23 protein-coding genes and 1 riboswitch are annotated in these 23,545 nt (G+C 64.3%); of the genes, 4 read left to right on the top strand and 19 right to left on the bottom strand.

Features of this window, described 5'->3' with window-relative positions; translation table 11 throughout:
• Window positions 1-68 precede the first annotated feature (68 nt).
• From gloA to AWB65_RS21565, 13 genes are all read right to left on the bottom strand, one after another.
• Window positions 69-455, bottom strand: a complete 387-nt coding sequence (gloA, locus tag AWB65_RS21625; RefSeq protein WP_125474164.1) for a lactoylglutathione lyase — start codon at window positions 453-455, stop codon at window positions 69-71.
• A 118-nt stretch (window positions 456-573) separates the two neighbouring features.
• Window positions 574-1,482, bottom strand: a complete 909-nt coding sequence (locus tag AWB65_RS21620) for a M48 family metallopeptidase (protein WP_087669104.1) — start codon at window positions 1,480-1,482, stop codon at window positions 574-576.
• Between the two features lie 82 nt (window positions 1,483-1,564).
• Window positions 1,565-2,338 carry a lysophospholipid acyltransferase family protein gene (locus AWB65_RS21615; protein ID WP_087669083.1) on the bottom strand — a complete coding sequence of 258 codons (774 nt, stop codon included), beginning with the start codon at window positions 2,336-2,338 and terminating at the stop codon, window positions 1,565-1,567.
• A 40-nt stretch (window positions 2,339-2,378) separates the two neighbouring features.
• Window positions 2,379-2,936, bottom strand: coding sequence for a D-glycero-beta-D-manno-heptose 1,7-bisphosphate 7-phosphatase (gmhB, locus tag AWB65_RS21610; protein WP_087669082.1), 558 nt, complete (start codon window positions 2,934-2,936; stop codon window positions 2,379-2,381).
• A gap of 24 nt (window positions 2,937-2,960) precedes the next feature.
• Entirely contained in the window at window positions 2,961-5,060 is a 2,100-nt protein-coding gene (gene glyS, locus AWB65_RS21605) for a glycine--tRNA ligase subunit beta (protein WP_087669081.1), read from the bottom strand.
• Window positions 5,061-5,077: 17 nt separating this feature from the next.
• The gene (glyQ, locus tag AWB65_RS21600; protein ID WP_087669080.1) at window positions 5,078-6,085 is read right to left on the bottom strand and encodes a glycine--tRNA ligase subunit alpha; all 1,008 of its coding nucleotides are present in this window, start codon (window positions 6,083-6,085) and stop codon (window positions 5,078-5,080) included.
• A gap of 147 nt (window positions 6,086-6,232) precedes the next feature.
• Window positions 6,233-7,870: an apolipoprotein N-acyltransferase gene (lnt, locus tag AWB65_RS21595; protein ID WP_087669079.1), complete on the bottom strand. Its 1,638-nt coding sequence runs from the start codon at window positions 7,868-7,870 to the stop codon at window positions 6,233-6,235.
• An 88-nt stretch (window positions 7,871-7,958) separates the two neighbouring features.
• A complete protein-coding gene (locus AWB65_RS21590) occupies window positions 7,959-8,864 on the bottom strand; it encodes a CorC family transporter (protein ID WP_087669078.1) in 906 nt (301 codons plus the stop codon).
• Between the two features lie 190 nt (window positions 8,865-9,054).
• Window positions 9,055-9,717, bottom strand: a complete 663-nt coding sequence (locus AWB65_RS21585; protein ID WP_087669077.1) for a gamma-glutamylcyclotransferase — start codon at window positions 9,715-9,717, stop codon at window positions 9,055-9,057.
• A 31-nt stretch (window positions 9,718-9,748) separates the two neighbouring features.
• On the bottom strand, window positions 9,749-10,219 hold the full coding sequence (gene ybeY, locus AWB65_RS21580) for an rRNA maturation RNase YbeY (protein ID WP_087669076.1): 471 nt from the start codon (window positions 10,217-10,219) through the stop codon (window positions 9,749-9,751).
• Window positions 10,220-10,235: 16 nt separating this feature from the next.
• The gene (locus AWB65_RS21575; protein WP_087669075.1) at window positions 10,236-11,357 is read right to left on the bottom strand and encodes a PhoH family protein; all 1,122 of its coding nucleotides are present in this window, start codon (window positions 11,355-11,357) and stop codon (window positions 10,236-10,238) included.
• A 31-nt stretch (window positions 11,358-11,388) separates the two neighbouring features.
• The gene (gene miaB, locus AWB65_RS21570; RefSeq protein ID WP_087669074.1) at window positions 11,389-12,750 is read right to left on the bottom strand and encodes a tRNA (N6-isopentenyl adenosine(37)-C2)-methylthiotransferase MiaB; all 1,362 of its coding nucleotides are present in this window, start codon (window positions 12,748-12,750) and stop codon (window positions 11,389-11,391) included.
• A gap of 108 nt (window positions 12,751-12,858) precedes the next feature.
• Complete coding sequence (locus tag AWB65_RS21565) at window positions 12,859-13,836, bottom strand: LysR family transcriptional regulator (protein ID WP_087669073.1); 978 nt, start codon at window positions 13,834-13,836, stop codon at window positions 12,859-12,861.
• Between the two features lie 108 nt (window positions 13,837-13,944).
• Between AWB65_RS21565 and AWB65_RS21560 the strand changes: the two genes are divergently transcribed.
• The 3 genes from AWB65_RS21560 to AWB65_RS21550 all read left to right on the top strand — a co-directional run bounded on the left by AWB65_RS21560 (window position 13,945) and on the right by AWB65_RS21550 (window position 16,269).
• Complete coding sequence (locus tag AWB65_RS21560; RefSeq protein ID WP_087669072.1) at window positions 13,945-14,319, top strand: VOC family protein; 375 nt, start codon at window positions 13,945-13,947, stop codon at window positions 14,317-14,319.
• Between the two features lie 21 nt (window positions 14,320-14,340).
• Window positions 14,341-15,516 carry an MFS transporter gene (locus tag AWB65_RS21555; protein ID WP_087669071.1) on the top strand — a complete coding sequence of 392 codons (1,176 nt, stop codon included), beginning with the start codon at window positions 14,341-14,343 and terminating at the stop codon, window positions 15,514-15,516.
• Between the two features lie 66 nt (window positions 15,517-15,582).
• Window positions 15,583-16,269 carry an HAD family hydrolase gene (locus AWB65_RS21550; RefSeq protein WP_087669070.1) on the top strand — a complete coding sequence of 229 codons (687 nt, stop codon included), beginning with the start codon at window positions 15,583-15,585 and terminating at the stop codon, window positions 16,267-16,269.
• Window positions 16,270-16,273: 4 nt separating this feature from the next.
• On the opposite strand, the gene ribB is transcribed toward AWB65_RS21550, so the two are convergent.
• The 4 genes from ribB to glpD form a co-directional block, all read right to left on the bottom strand.
• Window positions 16,274-17,008 carry a 3,4-dihydroxy-2-butanone-4-phosphate synthase gene (gene ribB, locus AWB65_RS21545; RefSeq protein ID WP_087669069.1) on the bottom strand — a complete coding sequence of 245 codons (735 nt, stop codon included), beginning with the start codon at window positions 17,006-17,008 and terminating at the stop codon, window positions 16,274-16,276.
• Window positions 17,009-17,159: 151 nt separating this feature from the next.
• A riboswitch (FMN riboswitch) is annotated at window positions 17,160-17,321 on the bottom strand.
• A 112-nt stretch (window positions 17,322-17,433) separates the two neighbouring features.
• Window positions 17,434-18,141, bottom strand: a complete 708-nt coding sequence (locus AWB65_RS21540; RefSeq protein WP_087669068.1) for a helix-turn-helix domain-containing protein — start codon at window positions 18,139-18,141, stop codon at window positions 17,434-17,436.
• 163 nt (window positions 18,142-18,304) lie between these two features.
• Window positions 18,305-19,801: a glycerol kinase GlpK gene (glpK, locus tag AWB65_RS21535; RefSeq protein ID WP_087669067.1), complete on the bottom strand. Its 1,497-nt coding sequence runs from the start codon at window positions 19,799-19,801 to the stop codon at window positions 18,305-18,307.
• A 34-nt stretch (window positions 19,802-19,835) separates the two neighbouring features.
• On the bottom strand, window positions 19,836-21,398 hold the full coding sequence (gene glpD, locus AWB65_RS21530; protein ID WP_087669066.1) for a glycerol-3-phosphate dehydrogenase: 1,563 nt from the start codon (window positions 21,396-21,398) through the stop codon (window positions 19,836-19,838).
• A gap of 225 nt (window positions 21,399-21,623) precedes the next feature.
• On the opposite strand from glpD, the gene AWB65_RS21525 reads away from it, so the two are divergent.
• Complete coding sequence (locus tag AWB65_RS21525; protein WP_087669103.1) at window positions 21,624-22,004, top strand: hypothetical protein; 381 nt, start codon at window positions 21,624-21,626, stop codon at window positions 22,002-22,004.
• A 58-nt stretch (window positions 22,005-22,062) separates the two neighbouring features.
• Here the strand turns inward: AWB65_RS21525 and AWB65_RS21520 are convergent, their stop codons facing one another.
• Window positions 22,063-22,260 carry a hypothetical protein gene (locus tag AWB65_RS21520; protein ID WP_087654671.1) on the bottom strand — a complete coding sequence of 66 codons (198 nt, stop codon included), beginning with the start codon at window positions 22,258-22,260 and terminating at the stop codon, window positions 22,063-22,065.
• Between the two features lie 295 nt (window positions 22,261-22,555).
• Entirely contained in the window at window positions 22,556-23,335 is a 780-nt protein-coding gene (locus AWB65_RS21515; protein WP_087669065.1) for a DeoR/GlpR family DNA-binding transcription regulator, read from the bottom strand.
• Window positions 23,336-23,545 lie beyond the last annotated feature (210 nt).

Here is a 23,545-nt window from a genome sequence, read left to right as displayed (position 1 = left end):
AATCACCGGCGCGCGCGAAAGGCGGGGTTGCGCGTAGGGTCGCGCCTTTCCCCCAAGCGATAAACCGCTCAGGAATGCCTTTCGATGAGTTCGACCTTGTAGCCGTCCGGATCCTCGACGAACGCGATCACCGTCGTGCCGCCTTTCACCGGACCGGCTTCGCGCGTCACCTTGCCACCCGCCTCGCGGATGCGGTCGCAGGCGCCCGCGGCGTTATCGACTTCGAGCGCGATGTGGCCGTAAGCCGTGCCCATCTCGTATTTGTCGACGCCCCAGTTGTAGGTCAGTTCGAGCACGCTGGTTTCGCTCTCTTCGCCGTATCCGACGAACGCCAGCGTGTATTTGTATTCGGTGTTTTCGCTCTGGCGCAGCACTTTCATGCCGAGGATGCGCGTGTAGAAATCGATCGAGCGCTGCAAGTCGCCGACGCGCAGCATCGTGTGGAGAAGTCGCATGGTGGGGGTCCTGTCGTTGGTTTCTGGCCGCCCGCGCCGGAGCGAAAGCTTTATTGCAAAATGCGCCGAGGCCGGGTAAAAAATTGTACCGCCCGTCGCGCGCGTTTGCAGAGCGTGCTCAGAGTGCGGGCAACAGTTCCGGCGGATGGTGCTTGAGCGTATGCCGCGCTTCGCGGAACTCGGGAAAGATCGATTCGACGGTTTCCCAGAATCGCGGGCTGTGATTCATCTCGCGCAGATGCGCCAGCTCGTGCGCGACGACGTAATCGATGATCGAAACGGGGAAGTGGATCAGCCGCCAGTTGAGACGAATCTTACCGTCGCTGGAACAACTGCCCCAGCGCGTCGCCGCCGACGACAGCGCGTATGCCCGAAACTCGACGCCCAGCTTCTGCGCATAGACGATCAACCGATCGCCGAAAATGCGCTTCGCTTCGGTCTGCAGCCAGCCCTGCACGCGGTCCTTGATCTGCTGCGGATCGGCCAGCGCGGGCAGCGCGAGCGATAGCACGCCGCTCTCGACATCGAAGTGAAGCGCGCTTTTCGCCGATCCGAGCGACACGCGGATCGTCTTGCCGAGATACGGAAACTGCGCGCCGTCCTTCCAGTCGATGCGCGGCAACGCGCGCTGCTCGACGCGCGTCTGCCACTCCGCAAGCTTCTTGAAAATCCACTTCTGCTTGTCGACGATCGCGCTTTCGATGTCGGCAAGCGTGACCCAGCGCGGCGCGGTAATCGCGAGACCCGTGCCGTCGATCGTGAAGCCGATCGTGCGGCGCGACGAACGCTTCAACCGGTAATCGAGCGTGCGCTGACCGAGCACGAGCCGGCGCATGCGCGTGCCATCGGGAGCGAAGGTGGGAGGCGCGGCGGGTTCGGCGGGCGCGATGTCGCCACGCAGCGGGGCGGGCGTGGCGGGGATCGGCGACGCGGGCGCGGCGCTCGCCGGTGCATCGGCGAACGGGAGATCGAGTTGCAGGTTGTCGAGCGCGACAGCGGGACGCTGCCGCGATGGGGGCTTCTGCATCGGCTCAGCTTTGCGCTCGCGGCGCAGGAATGACGAGAAGAACGAAAAAGGCAATGCGCGGCTCGGCGTCGATGCGGTCGATTCAGCGGCCGGCGGGCACGCGCTCGGCCTCGCTCGAACCTGCATCCGACGAACTGTAGGCAGCCGGATCGATACGACGCATTTCCGCCTCGATCCAGGCCTCCACGCGCAAATTGACCTCTTCCGGCGTGAGACCCGCGGTGTCGATCGGCTTGCCGATCGACACCGTGACTATACCCGCATATTTGAGAAACGAATGGCGCGGCCAGACGTGCCCGGCGTTGTGCGCGATCGGCACGACCGGCGCGCCCGTCGCGACCGCGAAGCGCGCGCCGCCCGTCTTGTACTTGCCCTGGCTGCCGACGCGCGTGCGCGTGCCTTCGGGAAACATGATGACCCACGCGCCTTCGTCCATGCGCGCACGGCCTTGTCGCGCCACCGACGCGAACGCGTCCTTGCCCTGCTTGCGGTCGATGTGCACCATTTTCAGCAAACCCAGCGCCCAGCCGAAGAACGGCACGAAGAGCAGCTCGCGCTTGAACACGTAGCAGAGCGGACGCGGCATCAGTGCGGGAAAGGCGATCGTCTCCCACGCGGACTGATGCTTCGAGAGCAGCACGGCGGGACCGTCGGGCAGATTCTCGAAGCCCATGATCGTATAGCGGATGCCGTTCAGGTAGCGCAGCACCACGATCGTCGACTTGCACCAGCCGGCGGCCATCCAGTAGCGCCGATCGGCGCGCAGGAACGGAAACGCGATGAAGCACGCGATCGCGTACGGCACCGTGTACACGACGAAGTAGACCAGCAGCAACAGCGAACGGATGAAGCGCATTGTTTTGCTTGAGCTTGTTTTGGTGCGCCGAATGAGCGCGTCAATCGTGTTGCTGGGCGAGGAAGTCGAGCACGAATGTGCGCAGGTCCTTGTGTACCTTCGTACCCTCCGGCAGGTTGCCGGCCGCGAGCGTTTTCTGTCCCTTGCCGGTCAGCACCAGATGCACCGGAAACCCGAGCGTCGCGCCCGCTTGCAGGTCGCGCAGCGAGTCGCCGACCACTGGTGTGTCTTCCGGATCGATCTCGAAACGGTCGATGATCTGCTGCAGCATGCCGGGCTTCGGCTTCCTGCAATCGCATTGATCCTCGGCGGTGTGCGGGCAGAAAAACACCGCGTCGATCCGTCCGCCCACCGCCGCCGCCGCGCGATTCATCTTCTGATGCATTGCGTTGAGCGCGGCCATGTCGAAGAGACCGCGCCCGATGCCCGACTGGTTCGACGCGATCGCTACGTGCCAGCCGGCCTGGTTCAGGCGCGCGATGGCGTCGAGGCTGCCGGCAATCGCGACCCATTCGTCGGGCGACTTGATGAACGCGTCGGAATCGACGTTGATCACGCCGTCGCGATCGAGAATGACGAGTTTGCGGTTCGGATTCATGGGCGGGCCGGTGCCTGTCGGCGGTTACGCAGCGAGCTTCGAAATGTCAGCGACGCAATTCATCTGCTGATGCAGCGCGCCGAGAAGAGCCAGCCGGTTGCCGCGCAACGCCGGGTCTTCCGCGTTCACCATAACGTCGTTGAAGAAGGTATCGACGGCATCGCGCAACGCGGCGAGCGCCGACAGCGCTTCCGTGTAGTTGCGCTCGGCAAGCTGGCCCTGCACGCGCGGTGCGACTTGCTCGAGTTGCGCGTAGAGCGCCTGCTCGGCGGCTTCGACGAGAAGCGCGGGGTTCACGCTTGCCGGCACCGCTTCAGTCGACTTCTTCAGGATATTCGAGATGCGCTTGTTCGCCGCCGCAAGCGATGCCGCTTCCGGCAGCGCGGCGAATTCGCGCACGGCATCGAGGCGCGCGACGATGTCGTCGAGACGCGTGGGGTTGAGGCTCAGCACGGCGTCGATTTCGGTCGCGTTGAAGCCGCGTTCGCGAAGCACGCCGCGCAGGCGGTCCATGAAGAACGCGTAGATCGCATCCGTTGACTCGGCGACTTGCGGGTTGTCCGCGAACTGCTTTTGCGCGGCGCGCACGAGGTCGATCAGGTCGATTGCGAGACGTTTTTCCAGCAGGATGCGCAGAACGCCAAGCGCGTGACGGCGCAGCGCGAACGGATCTTTCTCGCCGGTCGGTTGCAGTCCGATGCCCCAGATTCCGACGATCGTCTCCAGCTTGTCAGCCAGCGCGACCGCGCAGCCGACGCCCGTCGACGGCGTTTCGTCGCCCGAGAAGCGCGGCTGATAATGCTCCGACGACGCGAGCGCGACTTCCTCCGGCTCGCCGTCGTGGCGCGCGTAGTACGTGCCCATCGTGCCTTGCAACTCGGGGAATTCGCCGACCATGTCGGTGAGCAAATCCGCCTTCGCGAGCCGGGCGGCGCGCTTCGTCAACGCAACGTCCACGCCGATCATCGGCGCGATCTCGCCCGCGAGCGCTTCGAGGCGTTCGACGCGCTGCAACTGCGAGCCGAGCTTGTTGTGATAGACGACGTTCGCGAGCAGCGGCACGCGATCGGCGAGGCGCTTCTTCTTGTCCTGCTCGAAGAAGAACTTCGCGTCGGCGAGACGCGGGCGCACGACCCGCTCGTTACCTTCGACGATATCGGCGGGCGTCTTAGTATCGATGTTCGAGACGATCAGAAAGCGCGAACGCAGCTTGCCGTTCGCGTCCGTCAGCGCGAAATACTTCTGGTTGGTCTGCATCGTGAGAATCAGGCACTCCTGCGGCACTTGCAGGAATTCCTCGCCGAAGTGGCACTGATACACGACCGGCCATTCGACCAGCGCGTTCACTTCATCGAGCAGCGCTTCGGGCATCACGACGCGATCCTCGCCCGCGAATGCCTGTAATTGCGTACGGATCGATTCCTTTCGGTCCTCGAAACTCGCGACCACATGGGCCTTCGACATCAGCGTTTCGGCATAGCTGTCGGCATTCGGGATCGCGACGAAACCGTGCGACATGAAGCGATGGCCGATCGTCGTATCGCCGGAATCGATTCCGAGTGCCGCGACCGGCACGATCTCGCGGCCGTGCAGCGCGACGAGCCGCTGCACCGGGCGCACGAACTGCACGTTGGTGCCGTCGGGTCGCTGGTAGGTCATGACCTTCGGGATCGGCAGCTTCGCGAGCGTTTCGTCGAGCGCGGCCTGCAAGCCGTCGGCGAGCGTCGCGCCGGGCGCCGCGTAGCGCAGGAAGAACGCTTCGGCCTTGCCGTCCTGCGCGCGTTCGAGCTCGGCGAGCGGGAAGTCGGGGAAGCCGAGCGCGGCGAGTTTCTTCGCGAGCGGCGGCGTGGGCTGGCCGTCTTTATCGAGCGCGACGGAAACCGGCAGCACCTTTTCGCGCACCTGCCGTTCCGGCGCGACCGCGCGCACGTTCTTGACCATCACGGCGAGTCGGCGCGGCGTCGCGTATTTCTCAAACTGCGGCTCGCCTTCGATCAGATCGCGCGCGGCGAGACGTTGCACGATGCCTTCGGCGAACGCAGTGCCCAGGCGCGCGAGCGCTTTCGGCGGCAGTTCTTCGGTGAGCAGCTCGACGAGCAGGGTGGCTTGATTGGATTGCGTCATTGTTCTTTCGTGTCTCGTCAAACCTGGTCGATGTTGCGTTCCACCTTCAGCGGCGGCGCCCAGGCGGGCATGGCGGCGTCGTGTTCGTCGGTGGTGAGGCCGGCGGCCGGATGCACCGGATTGCCGAGCATCGGGAAGCCGAGCGCCTCGCGCGAATCGTAGTACGCCTGCGCGACGAGCCGCGACAGCGCGCGGATCCGGCCGATATAGGCCGCGCGTTCCGTGACCGAAATCGCGCCGCGCGCATCCAGCAGGTTGAACGTGTGCCCGGCCTTCAGCACGAGCTCGTAGGCGGGCAGGGCGAGCTTCGCGTCGATCATCTTCTTCGCTTCGGCCTCGTAGCTGTTGAAGAAGCCGAACAGCAACTCGACGTTGGCGTGCTCGAAGTTATAGGTCGATTGCTCGACTTCGTTCTGGTGATAAACGTCGCCATAGGTGAGGCGGCGCGTTTCCTTGCCGTTCGGGCCGTCTTCTTCCCATTCGGTCCAGACGAGGTCGTACACGTTCTCGACCTTTTGCAGATACATCGCGAGACGTTCCAGCCCGTAGGTGATCTCGCCGAGCACCGGCTTGCAGTCGATGCCGCCCACTTGCTGGAAGTACGTGAACTGCGTCACTTCCATGCCGTTCAGCCAGACTTCCCAGCCGAGTCCCCACGCGCCAAGCGTCGGGTTTTCCCAGTCGTCCTCGACGAAGCGCACGTCGTTCTGCTCCAGGTCGAAGCCGAGCGCTTCGAGCGAGCCGAGGTACAGGTCGAGGATGTTTTCCGGCGCGGGCTTCAGCACGACCTGATACTGGTAGTAGTGCTGGAGGCGGTTCGGGTTGTCGCCGTAACGGCCGTCCTTCGGGCGGCGCGAGGGCTGCACGTACGCGGCGCGCCACGGTTCCGGGCCAATTGCGCGCAGAAACGTGTGGACGTGCGAGGTGCCGGCGCCGACTTCCATGTCGATCGGCTGGAGAAGCGCGCAACCCTTGTTGTCCCAATAGGATTGCAGCGTCAGGATGATTTGCTGAAAAGTGAGCATGATTGCCTTTGAGGCGGGCCGGAGCGGCTTTGGCGTCACGACGACGAAGGCAGGCCGGCCAAAGTGCTAAAACGTTGAATTTTAGCGGGTATGGGGGGCTTGTGCGACTTTTGGGGGATTCGGGGCGGCGACGGCCGCCCCGCACGGTCACTTGCGCCGCGAAGGCGCGAACGCGAATCCCAACGCGAGCAGCACGAGCGAAACGACGATCACCGTCAGGTTCCCGCTCGTCACATACGGTGTGCGTCCCGACGTCCCTTGAACGTGCGCTTCGAGCGTGCCTGTGGTGTACGTCGGCAATTTCGAGACGACTTCGCCATTCGCCGCGATCACTGCCGTCATGCCAGTATTGGTCGCGCGCAGCATCGGGCGGCCGGTTTCGATCGACCGCATCCGCGCGATCTGGAGATGCTGGTCGAGCGCGATTGTGTTGCCGAACCACGCGAGGTTCGTCGAATTCACGAGGATGCCCGCGGGCGCTTCCTGCCCGCGCAGCGTCCGCGCGATTTCCTCGCCGAAGATGTCCTCGTAGCAGATATCGACGGCAATCGGCTGATTGCGCACGAAAAACGACTTCTGCACGGCAGGTCCGCGCGCGAGGTCGCCGAGCGGAATGCCCATCAGCTTGACGAACCAGTGAAACCCGAGCGGTACGAATTCGCCGAACGGCACGAGGTGATGCTTGTCGTAGCGATACACATCGAACGAGCCGGGCGTGATGCCGAAGAGGCTGTTCGTGAAATCGGTCGCGCGGCCCTCGGGCGTGATCGTCACGCCCACCGCGCCAAACAGGATCGACGATTTGGTCGTGTCGGCGAAATTGCGCAGTGAGAGCGCGAGGTCCTGCGGCACCTGGACGGCCAGAACCGGAAACGCGGTTTCGGGCGTGACGATGAGATCGGCAGGCTTTTCGGTGATCAGCCGCTGATAGAGTGCGAGCGATTCGTTCACGCCTTCCTGCTCGAACTTCATCTCCTGCTTCACGTTGCCCTGGATCAGCCGCACGGTGAGCGGCGAGTTGGCGGGCGTCGTCCACTGGACGAGCGAGAGCAGCATTCCTGCGACGATCAGCGCTGCCGCTGCCAAAGCAGGAGCGACGCCCGCGCGTCGAGCGCTGTAGAGCGCCTGCACGATGAGCGCGGCCACGAGCGCGAGCACCCAGCCGACGCCATACACGCCCGCGACCGCGCCGTATCCGGCGAGCGGTCCGTCGACTTGCGCGTAACCGCTCGCGAGCCACGGAAAACCGGTGAATACGAGCCCACGCAACCATTCGCCGAGCGCCCAGGCGCTCGCGAACGCGAACGCGCCGTGCCAGGTCGGGACGAAGCGCGGCTCTTTCGAGGCGCTGATTTCAGCGTCATCGAAACGCGCGCGCCCCGCCACCAGCGACCAGACGATCGCCGCCGCCGCCGGATACAGCGCGAGATACAGCGAAAACAGCGCGACGGCCGCCGCCGCGAGCGGCGCGGCCATGCCGCCGTAGAAATGCATGCTGACGTAGAGCCACCACACGCCCGTCACGAAATTGCCGAAGCCGAACGCCCAGCCGGTCAGCGCGGCGCTTTTCCAGCCGTTCGTACGCGAAAGCCACGCGAAAAACAGCGTAAAGACGACGATTTCGACCCAGCCGCCGTGCGGCGTCGGCGCGAAAGAGAGCGTGTTCGCCGCGCCGAGCACGGCGGCGACGAGGTAATGCCAGAACGGAAGCGCTTCGATGCCGCTGGTTTCGGACGGAGACTTGCTGCGCCGCCGGCGCAGGAGGGGAAACGATGAATCGGCCATTGATTACACGGTCGGGGATCGGCAGGAGAGGGGAGCGGCGCGGACGACGCGCCGTCGGGCGAGCGAGAAGGTGAAATCAGCGCGGCGCTCAGCCGCGATCGTCTTCCTCGCCGTCGTGCAGCGAGCGATCGTGGCGGTTCAGGTTCGGCACGCGCCGGACCAGCAGCACATGAATTTGCCGAGCATCGCCGCGCAGGATTTCGAACGCGAAGTCGTCGATGCGCACTTTCTCGCCGCGATGCGGCACGCGCCCGAAGCGATGCGTGACAAGCCCGCCGATGGTATCGACTTCGTCGTCGGAATACTCGGTGCCGAACTGCTCGTTGAACTGCTCGATGCCGGTGAGCGCGCGCACGCGGAACTTGCCGTCCGGCGACGCGATGATGTTGCCGGCTTCCTCGTCGAAGTCGTATTCGTCCTCGATGTCGCCGACGATCTGCTCCAGCACGTCTTCTATCGTGATCAGGCCCGCGACACCGCCGTATTCGTCGACGACGATCGCGATGTGATTGCGGTTCACGCGGAAATCGTGCAGCAGCACGTTCAGGCGCTTCGATTCAGGGATGAACACGGCGGGGCGCAGCATGCCACGCACGTCGAATTCTTCCTCGGCGTAGTAGCGCAGCAAGTCCTTCGCGAGCAGCACGCCGATGATGTTGTCGCGGTTGCCCTCGTACACTGGATAGCGCGAGTGCGCCTTTTCGAGCACGAAGGGAATGAATTCGGCGGGAGTTTCGGCGATGTTGATCGCGTCCATCTGCGCGCGCGGCACCATGATGTCGCGCGCGCAGAGGTCGGAAACCTGGAACACGCCTTCGATCATCGAAAGCGAATCGGCGTCGAGCAGATTGCGTTCGTGGGCGTCCTGCAGCACTTCGAGCAGTTCGTCGCGCGATTCTGGTTCGTGCGAGATGAAATCGGTCAGGCGCTCTAGCAGCGAGCGTTTTTCCTGCGGTTTGTCGGTTTGTCGTCGACTGGGATAGGCGTCGTTCATAGCGGGGCGCCCCGAAGTTTCGGGACGCGAAATAGCGGAAAGTTAAGCATACACCAAGGAAAATGCGCCTCCGGCGGGCAGGGCGCACACATTTGCAACCATGCTAACTGATAAATATGCGGGAAGTATGTCGAGGAAAACGCGTTGGCCAAACGGATGAGGGCACCGTTCCAAAGTCGTATCAATAGGCTTATTCCTGTGCCTTGCAGCGCCTGAGGAGTGCTTCGAGCGCGCGATCCGGCATGCCGCTCTCGCGCAATGCCTCGACGGTCCGGCTCACGTATTCGAACGTCGTGCCGTAGCGGCCGCACGCGCAGCCGAGCACGGTGCGCACGACGCCATCCGCAAGCTTGCCGGTATAGGAGGCCGCATCGCGCCGCATGACGAACGCGAGCGCTTCGACGCGCCGGCCATCCGCGAGCGTGCACGGCAGCCACGCCGGACGGTACGAAGCCATCGCCATTTCGCGCCGCCAGAGCACTTCGAGATGCTCGATCGCGCCCTCGGCGGCAAGCCGGAACGCGATGCCGGTGCACGAGCCGCCGCGATCGAGCGCGAGTACGAGGCCCGGCTGCTCGGGCGTGCCGCGATTCACGCGCGACCACAAGTACAGCCCGCGATGGTAGCCGTGCACTTTGCTGCGCACGGCTTCGACGGTCGGCAGGCCCGGGTTCCAGATCAGCGATCCATAGCCGAACAGCCACAAATCCGACTTGCGGTCCCAGTTCACGAGGGTTTTTTCGCGCGATGCGGCGAGTTCGTCGTCGGTCAGAAGCGGCGTTTCGACGAGTTTCGGCGGGTAGTCCGCCGGGGATGGCTCAAACGACTGAAGGTCGGGCGTCTCGTCTTTCACGGCGGCGGCAAGCGGCAGGCGGTGGGGAAGGTTAAGGAATCGGGACGTAAGGGTCGGAAAAGCCGAGCGCGCGCATGACGTCGGTCTCGATCGACTCCATTTCTTCGGCTTCGGTCTCGTCTTCGTGATCGTACCCTTGAGCATGCAGCGTGCCGTGGACGATCAAATGCGCGTAGTGCGCGGCGAGCGGCTTGCCCTGCTCGCTGGCTTCGCGTTCGACGACGGGGCAGCACAGGATCAGGTCGCCCGTCACCGGATCGTCCTCCGATTCGGCGTAGGCGAAGGTGAGCACGTTCGTCGCGTAATCCTTCTGACGATACGTGCGATTGAGTGTGCGGCCTTCGTCCTCATCGACGAAACGGATGGTCAGCTCGGCGTCCGCGAAGAGCGCGGCCTTGATCCAGCGCGCGACCGTCGCGCGCGGCAACACCGCCTTGTGCGACGGATACGCCTTCGCAGCGGGAAACTGCATCGTGAGCGCGAGAGAGTGCGGTCGGGTCATCGATCGGACGGAACGCTCATTGCGACCGCTGCGCCGCGGCCCTCGCGGCCGCTTCAGCGAGCGCGGCGTCCTTTTGCGACTGCGCGTCGTAAGCCTCGACGATGCGCGCGACCAGCGGATGCCGCACCACATCGGCCGAGGTGAAATGCGTGAGCGCGATGCCGCGCACTTCCGACAGCACGTGCTGCGCTTCGATCAGCCCGCTCTTGTGGCCGCGCGGCAGATCCACCTGGGTCGTATCGCCGGTAACGACTGCCTTCGAGCCGAAGCCGATCCGCGTCAGGAACATCTTCATCTGCTCGGGCGTGGTGTTCTGCGCCTCGTCGAGGATGATGAACGCGTGGTTCAGCGTGCGTCCGCGCATGTACGCAAGCGGCGCGATTTCGATCATCTGGCGCTCGAACATCTTCGCGGTCTTGTCGAAGCCGAGCAGGTCGTAGAGCGCGTCGTAGAGCGGACGCAGGTACGGATCGACTTTTTGTGCCAGATCGCCCGGCAGGAAGCCGAGCCGCTCGCCGGCTTCCACCGCCGGACGCGTCAGCACGATGCGCTTGACCTGATCGCGTTCGAGCGCATCGACCGCGCAGGCGACCGCCAGATACGTTTTGCCCGTGCCCGCCGGCCCGATGCCGAACGTCACGTCGTGGGCGATGATCTGCTTCAGGTATTCGCGCTGGGCGGGCGTGCGGCCGCGCAGGTCGGCGCGACGTGTGTAGAGCTTCGGGCCAGGATCTTCGGTTTCGTCGAGATCGATCGTGGCGCTGGGTTCGTCGAACGGATGGTCCGGATCGCCGCGAAAACGCGGGTCGACCGGCTGGTCGGCGTGACCGTTGCCATTGCCATTGCCGGATTCGCGCGTGCGCCGCGCCGCATGACGCGCTTCGACGAGCGCGAGCTGGATGTCGTCGACGGAAATCGGGTCGCGCGCGCGGTTGTAGAAGTTTTCGAGCGCCGCGAGCGCCACTTTCGCACCGCGTCCGCGAATCGAGATCTTGTGGCCGCGCCGCGACAGCGTCACGTCGAGCGCTTGCTCGATCTGCCGCAGGTTTTCATCGAGCGGGCCGCAGAGGTTGGCGAGCCGCGCGTTGTCCTCGCGCGGAGCGGTGAATTCCAGATGCTGCTGATTGGCGGTCTTCAAGGCGAAAGTGGGTGTCCGGTCTGTGTGCTGCTCAATGTGTCGTGGCGGGCGTCATGATCAGCGCGCCGCGCAGCGAGTGCGGATACGCGTGATTGATCTCGACGTCGATCATCTGGCCGATCAGCCGCGCGTGCGATTCGACCGGCGCCGGGAAATTCACCACGCGGTTGTTTTCCGTGCGGCCGGCGAGTTCGTTCGGGTCCTTGCGCGACGGGCCTTCGACAAGAATACGCTGCACCGAGCCGAGCATCGAATTGCTGATCTTCGTGACGTTCGCCTCGATGGTCGCCTGCAAATGTTGCAGGCGTTTGAGCTTCACTTCGCGCGGCGTGTCGTCGTGCAGGTTCGCGGCGGGCGTGCCGGGGCGCGGGCTGTAGATGAACGAGAAACTCGTGTCATAGCTCATTTCGTCGATGAGCGTCATCATCTTTGCGAAATCTTCCTCGGTTTCGCCCGGAAAGCCGACGATCATGTCTGTAGAAAGCGAAAGATCGGGGCGAATCGCCCGCAACTTGCGGATCACCGATTTGTATTCGAGCACCGTGTAGCCGCGCTTCATCGCCATGAGGATGCGGTCCGAACCGTGCTGGACGGGCAGATGCAGGTGGCTCACGAGCTTTGGCACCTTCGCGTAGGTATCGATCAGACGCTGCGTGAATTCCTTCGGATGCGACGTCGTGTAACGAATCCGCTCGATGCCGGGCACGTCCGCGACGTATTCGATCAGCGTGGCGAAATCGGCGATGTCGTGCGAACCGAGCGTCAGCGGTCCGCGATACGCGTTCACGTTCTGGCCGAGCAGCGTGACTTCGCGCACGCCCTGGTCGGCCAGGCCGGCGATTTCGGTGAGCACATCGTCGAGCGGGCGGGAGACTTCCTCGCCGCGCGTGTACGGCACGACGCAATAGCTGCAGTACTTGCTGCAGCCTTCCATGATCGAGACGAACGCGCTCGGCCCTTCCACGCGCGCGGGCGGCAGATGATCGAATTTTTCGATTTCGGGGAACGAGATGTCGACCTGCGCGCGGCCGGTGGCGCGGCGCTTCTCGATCATGTCGGGCAGGCGGTGCAGCGTCTGCGGGCCGAACACGAGATCGACGTAGGGCGCGCGCGACACGATCGACGCACCTTCCTGGCTCGCCACGCAGCCGCCGACGCCGATGATCAGGTTCGGATTCGCTTCTTTCAATTCGCGCACGCGGCCGAGGTCCGAGAAGACTTTTTCCTGCGCTTTTTCGCGCACCGAGCACGTATTGAAGAGGATGACGTCCGCGTCTTCCGGCGCGTCCGTCTTGACGAGGCCTTCCGCTGCGCCGAGGACGTCGACCATTTTGTCGGAGTCGTACTCGTTCATCTGGCAGCCAAAGGTCTTTACATAAACTTTCTTGGTCATGAATTTCGCCGGTCGCAGTGGTTAACCTGGGGGCGCCGTAGTGAGGTTCGTTAGTGAGGTTGAAAGAGCCGCTTTTTTGCGTGCTTATTGTCGTGATTTAGCCCGATATTATAGCGCCCGCGACGATTCCTTACGTTTCGGGCGGCCGTCGGGCGCAGAGGGGTAGGCCAGTTCGCCGAGCAGTTCCCCCGTCGCCGATGCGAACCGCTCGACGAGGAAATCCAGGAGCACCCGCACGCGCGGTGCCATGTAACGGTTCGCGTGGAAGAGCGCGTGGACCGCCGCCTCGTGCGTGCACCAGTCCGGCAGCAGCATTTTCAGCGTGCCGGCGCGCACGTCGGCGGCGATATCCCAGATCGATTTGTGCGCGATGCCGTGGCCCGCGAGCGCCCACGCGCGCGTCAGCGCGCCGTCGTTCGATTCCCACGATGGCTCTACGGGCATCGTGAACGTGGCCCGCTCGTCGCCGCGCACGAAGTTCAGCTCGTTCAACGGCCCCGTCGACGTCACGCCGATCACGAACTGGTGGCCTTCGAGATCGGCGGGCGTGGCGGGCGTGCCGCGCCGCGCCAGATAGTCCGGCGACGCGCACAGCACGCGCCGGTTCGGCGCCAGTTGCCGCGCGGCGAGACCGCTGTCGGGCGGCGCGCCGAAGCGGATCGCGAGATCGATTTCCTCCTGCAGCAGGTTCGATACCGAATCGGACAGCGTCAGCGCGAAACGCACGTCGGGATAGCGCGCGTTGAATTCGTCTAGCCAGCCGCGCAGCAGATAGCGCCCGAAATCCGATGTCGCGGAAATGCGCACCTTGCCGCGCACGAGATTCTGGCCGGCTTGCAGCGCGGCCTCGGCGTCGTCGATGGCTTGCAGCGCGATGCGGCAGTGCTGGAGATACAGACGCCCTTCGTCGGTGACGCGCAACTGACGCGTCGTGCGCTCGAAAAGCCGCGCGTGCAGCGATTTCTCCAGCTTGAGCAGCCGCGCGCTCGCCGCCGCCGGCGACAACCCGAGCTTGCGCCCCGCGGCCGTGAGGCTTCCAGCGGCCGCCGCTTCAACAAATAGACGCATATCGCCGAGACGATCCATCGTGATTATCAAATTTGATTTGGCAATGATTCAAATGCTACGCCAATTATCAAACCGACGCCGGTCTCGCACAATGCGCGCAATGCTGTAACGAATGGAGAAACGGCGATGCAACTGGATCACGTGACGATCGTCGCGCCCGACTGCGACGCGATGAAAGACTTTTTCGTCGATGTCGCCGGGATGGCGCTCGGGGCCCGGCCGCCGTTCGGCGTCGGCGGGTACTGGCTTTGTCTCGGCGGGCGGGCGGTCGTGCATCTGATCGCGTCGGGCGCGTCTGGCGTGAGTGCGGTGCCGTCTACGCGGATCGACCACCTGGCGCTGCGCATCGACGATGCCGCCGAGTGGGGCGCCTTGCTCGACCGGCTTCATCGGCACGGGACCGTTTATCAGCTCGCCGAAGTCCCGCTGACGCAGGAGCTTCAAGTGTTCGTGCGGCTGGCTCCGGGCGTCGTCGTCGAATTCGTCACGGCCCAAGCTTAATTACTCTCTTAGGGATTCATCATGCCCATTCCACTCATCGCGCTGGCCATCAGCGCATTCGCGATCGGCACCACCGAGTTCGTGATCATGGGGCTTCTGCCCAACGTCGCCCGCGATCTCGCGGTGTCGATTCCGTCCGCTGGATTGCTCGTGACCGGCTACGCGCTCGGCGTCGCGGTCGGCGCGCCGCTCCTCGCCGTTCTCACCAGCCGGATGCCGCGCAAGCTCGCGCTGCAACTGCTAATGGCGGTGTTCATCGTCGGCAACGTGCTGTGCGCGGTCGCGCCGAGCTACGGCTTGCTGATGGTCGCGCGCGTGGTGACCTCGTTTGCACACGGTTCGTTCTTCGGGATCGGCGCGGTGGTCGCGGCGTCGCTCGTGCCGTCGGAAAAGCGGGCGAGCGCGATTGCGCTGATGTTCACCGGCCTCACGCTCGCAAACGTGCTCGGCGTGCCGTTCGGGACGTTCATCGGCCAGGAATTCGGCTGGCGCGCGACGTTCTGGATCGTGGCGGCGCTGGGCGTGCTCTCCGCGCTCGGCGTGACGGCGCTCGTCCCGAACCGCCACGACGCCGGTCCGAGCAACCTCGGCCACGAAGTGCGCGTACTGAAGGAGCCGCAAGTCTGGCTCGCGCTCGCGATGACGGTGCTCGGCTTTGGCGGCGTGTTCGTCGTGTTCACCTATATCGCTCCGATTCTGGAGCAGGTGGGCGGATTCTCGCCGCGCGGCGTGACGTTCGTGCTCGTGCTGTTCGGCATCGGCCTGACGGTCGGCAATACGATCGGCGGCAAGCTCGCCGACCGCGCGCTGATGCCGTCGCTGATGGGCATCCTGATCGCGCTCGCGCTGATCATGGCCGTCTTCGCGACGACAAGCCACAGCCAGACCGGCACGATCGTGACTATTTTCATCTGGGGAATTGCGGCGTTCGCGACTGTGCCGCCGCTGCAGACGCGCGTCGTCGAGAAGGCGAAGCACGCGCCGAATCTCGCCTCGACGCTCAATATCGGCGCGTTCAATGTGGGCAATGCGGGCGGCGCGTGGCTCGGCGGCGTGGTGCTCGAACACGGCCATGCGCTCGATTCGCTGCCGTGGGTCGCGGCGGCGGTGGCGGTTCTGGCGCTCGCGGTGACGTGGTATGCGGGGCGGCTGGATGCGCGGCCGTCGGTTGTGCGACGGAATGCGGTGGATGCGTGAAGCGGATTCGTATGATCTTCGATTAACGACCGCTTATCATGTCAGCTCAACGCCACACGAGCCATCATGATCGACCACCTCATCTGCGACTGCGACGGCGTGCTCGTCGATAGTGAAATCATCGCCGATCACGCCCTGCTGGAAACGCTCACCGAAACGTTTCCCGGGATCGACTTCGAGCCGGCCGTCAAGACGGCGTTCGGCCAGCAGACCTCGCGCTTTCTCGCCCATCTCGAAACGATGTTCGACATCAGGATGCCCGCCGGTTTCTTCGATACGGTCGAGGCGCGTGTCAGCGCTGAACTGGCGAAATCGCTCGGGCCGATCACCGGCGTGCGCTGCGCGTTGCAGCGCGTGAGCTTGCCCGTCGCGGTGGTGTCGAATAGCCGGATGGAGCGCGTGCGCTCTTCGGTGCGGCGCGCGGGGCTCGACGAGATCGTCGGGGAGCGCGTCTTCAGCGCGGAGCAGGTCGCGCGGCCGAAGCCGTATCCCGACGTCTATCTTTTCGCGGCAAAAACGCTGGGCGTCGCGCCGGAGCGCTGTCTGGTGGTCGAGGACAGCGTCGCCGGGCTCACGGCGGCGCGCGCCGCCGGCATGATGACGATCGCGTTCGTTGGCGCGAGCCACATTCCGGCGGGTTATGCGCAGGTGCTGCGCGAGTCGGGCATCACGCGCATCATCGATTCGATGGACGATCTGCCCGCGCTCGTCGCCGCCGGTATTCGCGGCGAATTCGGCGACGTGCGTTCCTAGCGCTTCAAGCGGCTTCTTCTTCAACGACTTCCCGCGCCGCCGCCAGCGCCGCGCGGAATTCGGCCAGTTCGGCGATCGTCAGCATCGGCAGATTGTGTTCCTGCGCGAATCGCTCGACTTGCGCGCCGCGCGTCATCGTGCCGTCGGCGTTCATCAGTTCGCACAGCACGCCGGCCGGCTTCAATCCCGCGAGAATCGCCAGATCGACGGTGCCTTCCGTGTGTCCGCGACGCGCGAGCACGCCGCCCGGCATCGCGCGCAAGGGGAAGACGTGGCCGGGGCGCACGATGTCCGACGGCTTCGCCCCGTCGGCGATGGCGGCGCGGATCGTCGTCACGCGATCGGCGGCGGAGACGCCCGTCGTCACGCCTTCGCGCGCCTCGATCGATACCGTGAACGCCGTGCCGTAGCGGCTGCCGTTGGCGGCGGCCATCGGCGGCAATTCGAGCGCGCGCACTTTGTCGTCGGGCAGGCACAGGCAGACGATGCCGCTGCATTCGCGGATCAGAAGCGCCATCGTGGCGTCGGTGAGTTTCTCGGCGGAAACGATCAGATCGGCTTCGTTTTCGCGGTCGTGATCGTCCTGGAGGACGACGGCGCGGCCTTCTCGCATCGCTTTGAGTGCAGCGACGATGCGCGGCGGAACATCGACGGATGCGAGTTGGGGAAGATCGGCAAAGGCGTCGTCGGCGACGATGGAAGGTGCCGGAAAAGACAAGTTCTGAACAGAAACGGACATGTGAAACGCTCTCGCTAAGGTATGGGCGAAAAACGTTTCAGGGCATTGCAGAAAGACATAACGACACCCGTACGACGCCGGTTTCGCGGCGCCGTGTGGCCGGGCACGCCGGGAGCGCGCCGTCGCCGACGGGGAACGGACATGACCATCTGCACATCTTCTTCCATCCGGACTATGACCGTCGGCTCTGGCTTCGCACCAGATCTGCTGACCCCGCCGATGCTGCTGGCAGGCGCTCGCGGGCTCGTGGATGACCTTTCGGCCAAGCGCACATACCGCCGGTGGGGAATTTCGCCCCGCCCTGAAGACGCACTGATTTCCGACAAGTCGCGTGCTAATTAAGCGGCTTGCGGACACTTTTAGGATACAACAGCCGCGCGGGATTTGCAGCATGGCACCGCACGGAACTTGTCCAGAAACGACATTCAGCGCGGCAAATCGTGGCGGCGCGTGTCGGCGGGGAAATTCCAGCGCGGCGGCGTTTCAGCGCTCACCGTCACGCTGAACGCGCGCGCTTCCGCGTTGCCAGGATTGCGCAGCGTGTGCGGCTGGTCGGCATCGAAGACGATGGCGTCGCCGGTCGCGAGCAACTGCTTGCGGTCGTTCACGCCGACTTCGAGCGTGCCTTCGCTCACGACGAGATTTACCGTCGTACCCGGCGCGCGCGTCGTGCCGGCTTCCGTGTGCAGCGGCGCGATGCGCAATTCGTGGAATTCGGCGGCGGCGGGCTGCGCTTGCGGATGGAGCGCCCGCGCAGAAAAGCGGCCGTTCGAGCTCACCACGCGCACGGCGCGCTCGGCGGGCAGGTGTTCGATGCCGCTCGCGGCGTGGCGCCGGAGAAACGCGGCCACCGACACCTTCAGCGCGCCCGCAACCTTGCACAGCACCTTGATCGACGGCACGCTGCGCGCCGATTCGATCTGCGCCAGCATCGCGCGGGAGACGCCGGACGCGCGGGCGAGGGCGTCGAGCGACAGTTGCCGCTCGGCGCGCAGCCGCGCGAGATTCACGCCGACGAGCTGTTCGAGGGCGTCGAAGGAATCGGCGGGCGCTGCTGTGTCAGCAGTGTCGGCGTGGGATTGAATAGCGTCGGTGTCGATTTCCCGCACGAGTTCCAGCGACGGTGAAACCATGGTTTGCCTCCTCGAAAGCGCGTCCGGCGAGTGCGCCGGCATGCAGTGAGGCGAGACTAGCATCGGCTCCGATGCACTCAAACCAAGTTATCGTCACACCGTTATGACGTGCGGATTTCTGACCATAGCGGCTCGCGCGGACGTAGGGGCGACGGTTCCGCAGTCACGCATCGGCCCACGCTTTCGCCGCATTGACCGCCCGCTGCCAGCCGGCGAGGCAGACGTCCACGTCGCGGGGCTGCATCGACGGGGTGAAGCGGCGTTCGAGCTTCCACTGCTGTTTCAACTCGCCGATGTCCTTCCAGTAGCCGACTGCCAGTCCCGCCAGATACGCCGCGCCCAGCGCCGTCGTTTCCGCGACTTGCGGGCGCACGGCATCGACGCCGAGGATATCGGCCTGAAATTGCATCAGCAGGTTGTTCGCGCACGCGCCGCCATCGACGCGCAATTCCGCGATTTTGATGCCCGAATCCGCTTCCATCGCCTTCAACACGTCGACCGACTGGTACGCGATCGAATCGAGCGCGGCCCGCGCGATGTGGCTCGAATTCGTGCCGCGCGTGACGCCGAACAGCGTGCCGCGCGCCCGCGCGTTCCAGTGCGGCGCGCCGAGCCCGGCGAACGCGGGCACGAGATAGACGCCGTCGCAATGCGGCACGCCACGCGCGAGCGATTCGATTTCGCTGGCGCTCTTGATGATGCCGAGGCCGTCGCGCAGCCATTGCACGACCGCGCCCCCGATGAAAATGCTGCCTTCGAGTGCGTAATTGATCTCGTCGCCGATTTGCCAGGCGATCGTCGTGACGAGGTTGTTGCGCGATTCGATTGGCTTGGTGCCGGTATTCATCACGAGGAAGCAGCCGGTCCCATAGGTGTTCTTCACCATGCCGGTTTCCGTGCACATCTGGCCGAAGAGCGCCGCGTGCTGGTCGCCGGCGATGCCCGCGAGCGGAATTTTCGACGCGAATACAGTCGTCTTGGTCGGCCCATACATTTCAGACGACGGCCGCACTTCAGGCAGCATGCTGCGCGGAATGTCGAGGGCGTCGAGCAGTTCGTCGTCCCATTGCAGCGAGTGGATGTTGAACAGCATCGTGCGCGACGCGTTGGTCACGTCGGTGATGTGCAGTTCGTGTCTCGTGAAATTCCACACGAGCCAGCTATCGACGGTGCCGAACGCGAGCCGCCCTTGCTTCGCTTTTTCGCGGGCGCCGTCGACGTTGTCGAGAATCCAGCGGATTTTGGTGGCGGAAAAGTACGAATCGATCGGCAAACCCGTTTTCGCGCGGAATTTTGCCTCCAGGCCCTGCGCTTTCAACTGATCGCAGAATTCGGCAGTGCGCCGGTCCTGCCAGACGATCGCGTTGTAGACCGGATGCCCGGTGTCACGGTCCCACACGACGGTCGTCTCGCGCTGGTTCGTGATGCCGATCGCCGCGATCGACGTGCCGTTCATCCCCGCGCGCGTGACAGCTTCGGCGGCGACGCCCGCCTGCGTCGACCAGATTTCCTGCGGATCGTGCTCGACCCAGCCGGGCTGCGGATATATCTGCTGAAACTCCTTCTGCGCCATCGATACGACGTTGCCGTTTCTGTCGAACAGCATGGCGCGGGAGCTGGTCGTGCCCTGGTCGAGCGCGAGGACGTACTGATCCTGCATTGTCTTCTCCACGGATTTTGTTTTTGCGAATGCTTTAGGGTGAGTGTAGCCGCGCGGTGGCGCGCGAAGGCGGCGCGGTCGAACCAGCGCTCGCGAACCATCGGTCAAGGCGGCGGCTCACGTCTGCGAGCGAATCGCGGCCGATGTGCAGGCCGAGTTTCGAGCGGCGCCAGAGGACGTCTTCGGCGCGCGTCGCCCACTCGTTGCCGCGCAGGTAGCGCAGTTCGGCCTCGAAGAGATTGGGCGCGAATTCCTCGCCAAGTTCTTCGGTCGATCGCGCCGCGCCGATCACGCGCGACGCCCGCGTGCCGTAAGCGCGCGCGTAGCGATGCGCGAGATCGGCGGGAAGCCACGGTGCGTCGCGGCGGAATTCGTCGAGAAAGCGCCCGAAATTCGCGTCCGCGAGATCTCCGCCGGGCAGTGGCGCGCCTTCCGTCCACGTGCGGGCGGGCGTTTTGAGCGCGTCCGCCAGCTTGTCGACGGCTTCTTCCGCGAGTTTGCGGAACGTCGTGATCTTGCCGCCGAAGACGGAAAGAAGCGGTGCGTCGTTCGCAGGGGCATCGAGTTCGAGCAGATAGTCGCGCGTCACCGCCGACGCATTTTCGGCCGATTCGTCCTCCAAAAGCGGCCGCACGCCCGAGTAGGTCCAGCAGACGTCGGCCGGCCCGATGTGATGCTTGAAGTAGCGATTGATGGAATCGCAGAGGTACTGGATTTCGTCGGCACTGATCTCGACTTTCGCCGCGTCGCCGCCGTACTCGATGTCGGTCGTGCCGATCAGCGTGTAGTCGCCTTCGTAGGGGATCGCGAAGATGATGCGCTTGTCGGGATTCTGGAAGATGTACGCGTGATCGTGGTCGAAAAGGCGCTTCGTGACGATGTGGCTGCCCTTCACGAGCCGCACGCTGTGACGCGTGCGTGTGCTGCCGAGCGCGCCCTTGAGCAAATCGCCGACCCACGGGCCGGCCGCATTCGCAATGGATCGGGCGCGTACTTCGGTGGTGTGGCCGGCTTCGTCGGCGAGCGTCGCGCGCCATTCACCGCTGACGCGCTCGGCGCCGACGAGTCGCGTGCGTGTGCGGATGGTCGCGCCGTGCTCGTGCGCGTCGAGCGCGTTCAGCGCGACGAGGCGCGCGTCGTCGACCCAGCCGTCCGAGTACACGAAGCCGCGCCGGATCGAATCGACGAGCGGTGCGCCCGCCGGATGCCGCCGCATGTCGATGCCGCGGGAGCCGGGCAAGAGCTCCCGCCGCGCAAGGTGATCGTAGAGAAAGAGGCCCGCGCGGATCATCCACGCGGGGCGCAGGTTCGGCATGTGCGGCATCACGAAACGCAGCGGCCACATGATGTGCGGCGCGGCATGCAGCAGCACCTCGCGCTCCTGCAGCGCCTTGCGCACGAGCTTGAACTCGCCGTATTCGAGATAGCGAAGGCCGCCGTGAATGAGCTTCGTGCTCGCCGACGACGTGTGCGACGCCAAGTCGTCCTGCTCGCACAGCAATACCGAGAGGCCACGCCCAGCGGCATCGCGCGCAATGCCCGCTCCATTGATGCCACCGCCCACCACGAGCAAGTCGTACAGTCCGCCCTGCGTCACTTTAGTCCTCTCCCGTCCGCCGAAAAGAAATTTGACGAACTTGTAATGTTCGAATTCGAAATCTATCGAACAAAAACGAAAAAGTAAAGTCGGCTGGACGGCATAGGTGTTTTCGCCGATGCCACGCGCTTTTTTGCGCGTTCGGCGTATGTCATCCGGCCGAGTGGCGCGAACGTCGGCACGGGCCGATACTGGGCGCAGATGAAAAACGTAAAGGTGGATGCGATGCGAAAGTTGCTGGCTGGTGTTGGCGCGGCAAGCGCCGTGATGCTCGGCGCGTGCGTGGGAACGCCCAGCCTCGATAACTCGGGGGCGACGTCCTTCGGCGCGTTACAGGAAATGTGCGGATCGTCGCCAGTGGATTACGGCGCTGACGCGCAGGCCGTTTATTCGACGTTCTTCGACGCCTACGTGGCGTTCAGGCGCAAAGGGCTCTCGAAGGAACGCTTCTGCGAGTTCCAGGCGGGGATCGCGCAGCGGCACGCGGCGTACATGTCGAATCCGGGCCCGCAGGCGCAAAGCGCGTGGGCGAATTTCTTCCTCGATCAGCGCGCGCAGGCTTTGAGCTGGCGAGCGGCCGTCGATCCGACGTTGCGGGCTGGATGAATGAGGGACTACAACTGCGCACGGCCGGCAGGCCGGGCACAGTCGTCAAAAGAAAGACCTACGAGAAACGCTTGAACGCCTTCATCGTCGAGTCACCGGACTCGGTGAGGCGCCATTGCTGGCGTCCGGAAGCAAGATTTTCGAGCTGGACAAGCTGACGTTCGAGCAGGGCGTCGAGTTCTTCGCGCTCCATGTCGACTTGGTGGGGGGCTTCCTGAACCAGTAGCAACGTGGCGAATTCGTGCGGACTTAGCATCTCGTGTTCTCCATGACGACAGTACGGCACAGATGCCCGGTGCGAACCGGTGCTCGGTGCTCGAAACTTTGCTGGGGGAACTGCAATTAGCCGGGCAGACGCGTTGTTGTTGAATTGCGGGTGCCGGGAATTCGGATTCTATTCAAGTGTCAGACGAGTGGCAAACGCTTCTCTCAAAATATTGGGTTTGACTTTTTCGAGATGCGAAAGCGGTTCGAGCGACGCGCGGATTCGGAGAAATTACCTTAGCTTCTTGCCGCAGTGCACACAACGGCGCGGGTTTTCGCAGACGCCACTATTCGGCGATATACACCTGCGTATTGGCGGAGGCGAGGGCGTCGGCCATCTCGGGCGGCGTGGGGGCATCGGTGAAGAGGGCGTGGATCTGGTTCAGGTGGCCGAGGCGCACGAGCGCGGGACGGCCGAACTTCGAGTGATCGGCGGCGAGGAAAACCGTGCGCGCGTGCTGGATGATCGCTTCGGCCACGCGCACTTCCCGCGTATCGAAATCGCGCAGCGTGCCGTCCTCCTCGATGCTCGACGTCCCGATGATCGCGAAGTCCACCTTGAACTGACGGATGAAATCGATCGCCAGTTCGCCGACGATGCCCTTGTCCCACGGACGCACGATGCCACCCGTCACCAGCACCTCGCAGTCCGGATAGCCGCCCATCAAGCTCGCGACGTTCAGGTTGTTCGTGATCACGCGCAGTCCGCGATGACGGTTGAGCGCCCGCGCGACTTCCTCGGTCGTCGTGCCGAGGTTGATGAAAAGCGAAGCCTGGTCGGGAATATGCGTGGCGACGAGCGTCGCGATGCGGCGCTTTTCGTCGTGGAACATGCGCTGGCGGGCGGTGTAGGAGACGTTTTCCGAGCTCGTCGGCAGGCTCGCGCCACCGTGATACCGACGCAGCAGGTTCATGTCGGAGAGCCAGTTGACGTCGCGGCGGATGGTTTGCGGCGTGACGTCGAAGTGCGCCGCCAGATCGTCGACGGTCACGAAGCCATCGCGCTGCACCCAGTCGAGCAGTTCCTGCTGTCGCGCGTTCAAGGTGAGGCGGGGGTCTCGTGTCATGGCGATGTTCTTTTGCGAGCGAGCGCATCGTTTTGGTAGCGGTATTGTAAGTTGGAAATGTTCGAACGAACGAGACGACGTTCGACTTCGGACGTTCACGAGCGCGGTCCTTGAGTCCGTTAGCGAACATACGGCGCTTCAGGGAGTTCGCTTTCATGGCTTACGGACAATCCATTTCAAAATAGCCGAATCGCTCGAAACGGCGTGCGA

Source organism: Caballeronia humi (assembly GCF_001544475.1).
GTDB lineage: Bacteria > Pseudomonadota > Gammaproteobacteria > Burkholderiales > Burkholderiaceae > Caballeronia > Caballeronia humi.
This window is presented reverse-complemented; position numbering and strand designations above follow the sequence as displayed.

Excerpts from the sequence above, each read along its gene's own strand:
- ribB (WP_087669069.1), bottom strand. The coding sequence starts at position 17,008 with ATGTCCGTTTCTGTTCAGAACTTGTCTTTTCCGGCACCTTCCATCGTC.
- AWB65_RS21555 (WP_087669071.1), top strand. The coding sequence starts at position 14,341 with ATGCCCATTCCACTCATCGCGCTGGCCATCAGCGCATTCGCGATCGGC.
- AWB65_RS21540 (WP_087669068.1), bottom strand. The coding sequence starts at position 18,141 with ATGGTTTCACCGTCGCTGGAACTCGTGCGGGAAATCGACACCGACGCT.
- AWB65_RS21515 (WP_087669065.1), bottom strand. The coding sequence starts at position 23,335 with ATGACACGAGACCCCCGCCTCACCTTGAACGCGCGACAGCAGGAACTG.
- lnt (WP_087669079.1), bottom strand. The coding sequence starts at position 7,870 with ATGGCCGATTCATCGTTTCCCCTCCTGCGCCGGCGGCGCAGCAAGTCT.
- glpK (WP_087669067.1), bottom strand. The coding sequence starts at position 19,801 with ATGCAGGATCAGTACGTCCTCGCGCTCGACCAGGGCACGACCAGCTCC.
- AWB65_RS21560 (WP_087669072.1), top strand. The coding sequence starts at position 13,945 with ATGCAACTGGATCACGTGACGATCGTCGCGCCCGACTGCGACGCGATG.
- miaB (WP_087669074.1), bottom strand. The coding sequence starts at position 12,750 with ATGACCAAGAAAGTTTATGTAAAGACCTTTGGCTGCCAGATGAACGAG.
- glyS (WP_087669081.1), bottom strand. The coding sequence starts at position 5,060 with ATGACGCAATCCAATCAAGCCACCCTGCTCGTCGAGCTGCTCACCGAA.
- AWB65_RS21565 (WP_087669073.1), bottom strand. The coding sequence starts at position 13,836 with ATGGATCGTCTCGGCGATATGCGTCTATTTGTTGAAGCGGCGGCCGCT.
- AWB65_RS21615 (WP_087669083.1), bottom strand. The coding sequence starts at position 2,338 with ATGCGCTTCATCCGTTCGCTGTTGCTGCTGGTCTACTTCGTCGTGTAC.
- AWB65_RS21620 (WP_087669104.1), bottom strand. The coding sequence starts at position 1,482 with ATGCAGAAGCCCCCATCGCGGCAGCGTCCCGCTGTCGCGCTCGACAAC.
- AWB65_RS21525 (WP_087669103.1), top strand. The coding sequence starts at position 21,624 with ATGCGAAAGTTGCTGGCTGGTGTTGGCGCGGCAAGCGCCGTGATGCTC.
- glyQ (WP_087669080.1), bottom strand. The coding sequence starts at position 6,085 with ATGCTCACTTTTCAGCAAATCATCCTGACGCTGCAATCCTATTGGGAC.
- AWB65_RS21590 (WP_087669078.1), bottom strand. The coding sequence starts at position 8,864 with ATGAACGACGCCTATCCCAGTCGACGACAAACCGACAAACCGCAGGAA.
- gloA (WP_125474164.1), bottom strand. The coding sequence starts at position 455 with ATGCGACTTCTCCACACGATGCTGCGCGTCGGCGACTTGCAGCGCTCG.
- AWB65_RS21520 (WP_087654671.1), bottom strand. The coding sequence starts at position 22,260 with ATGCTAAGTCCGCACGAATTCGCCACGTTGCTACTGGTTCAGGAAGCC.
- gmhB (WP_087669082.1), bottom strand. The coding sequence starts at position 2,936 with ATGAATCCGAACCGCAAACTCGTCATTCTCGATCGCGACGGCGTGATC.
- AWB65_RS21550 (WP_087669070.1), top strand. The coding sequence starts at position 15,583 with ATGATCGACCACCTCATCTGCGACTGCGACGGCGTGCTCGTCGATAGT.
- ybeY (WP_087669076.1), bottom strand. The coding sequence starts at position 10,219 with ATGACCCGACCGCACTCTCTCGCGCTCACGATGCAGTTTCCCGCTGCG.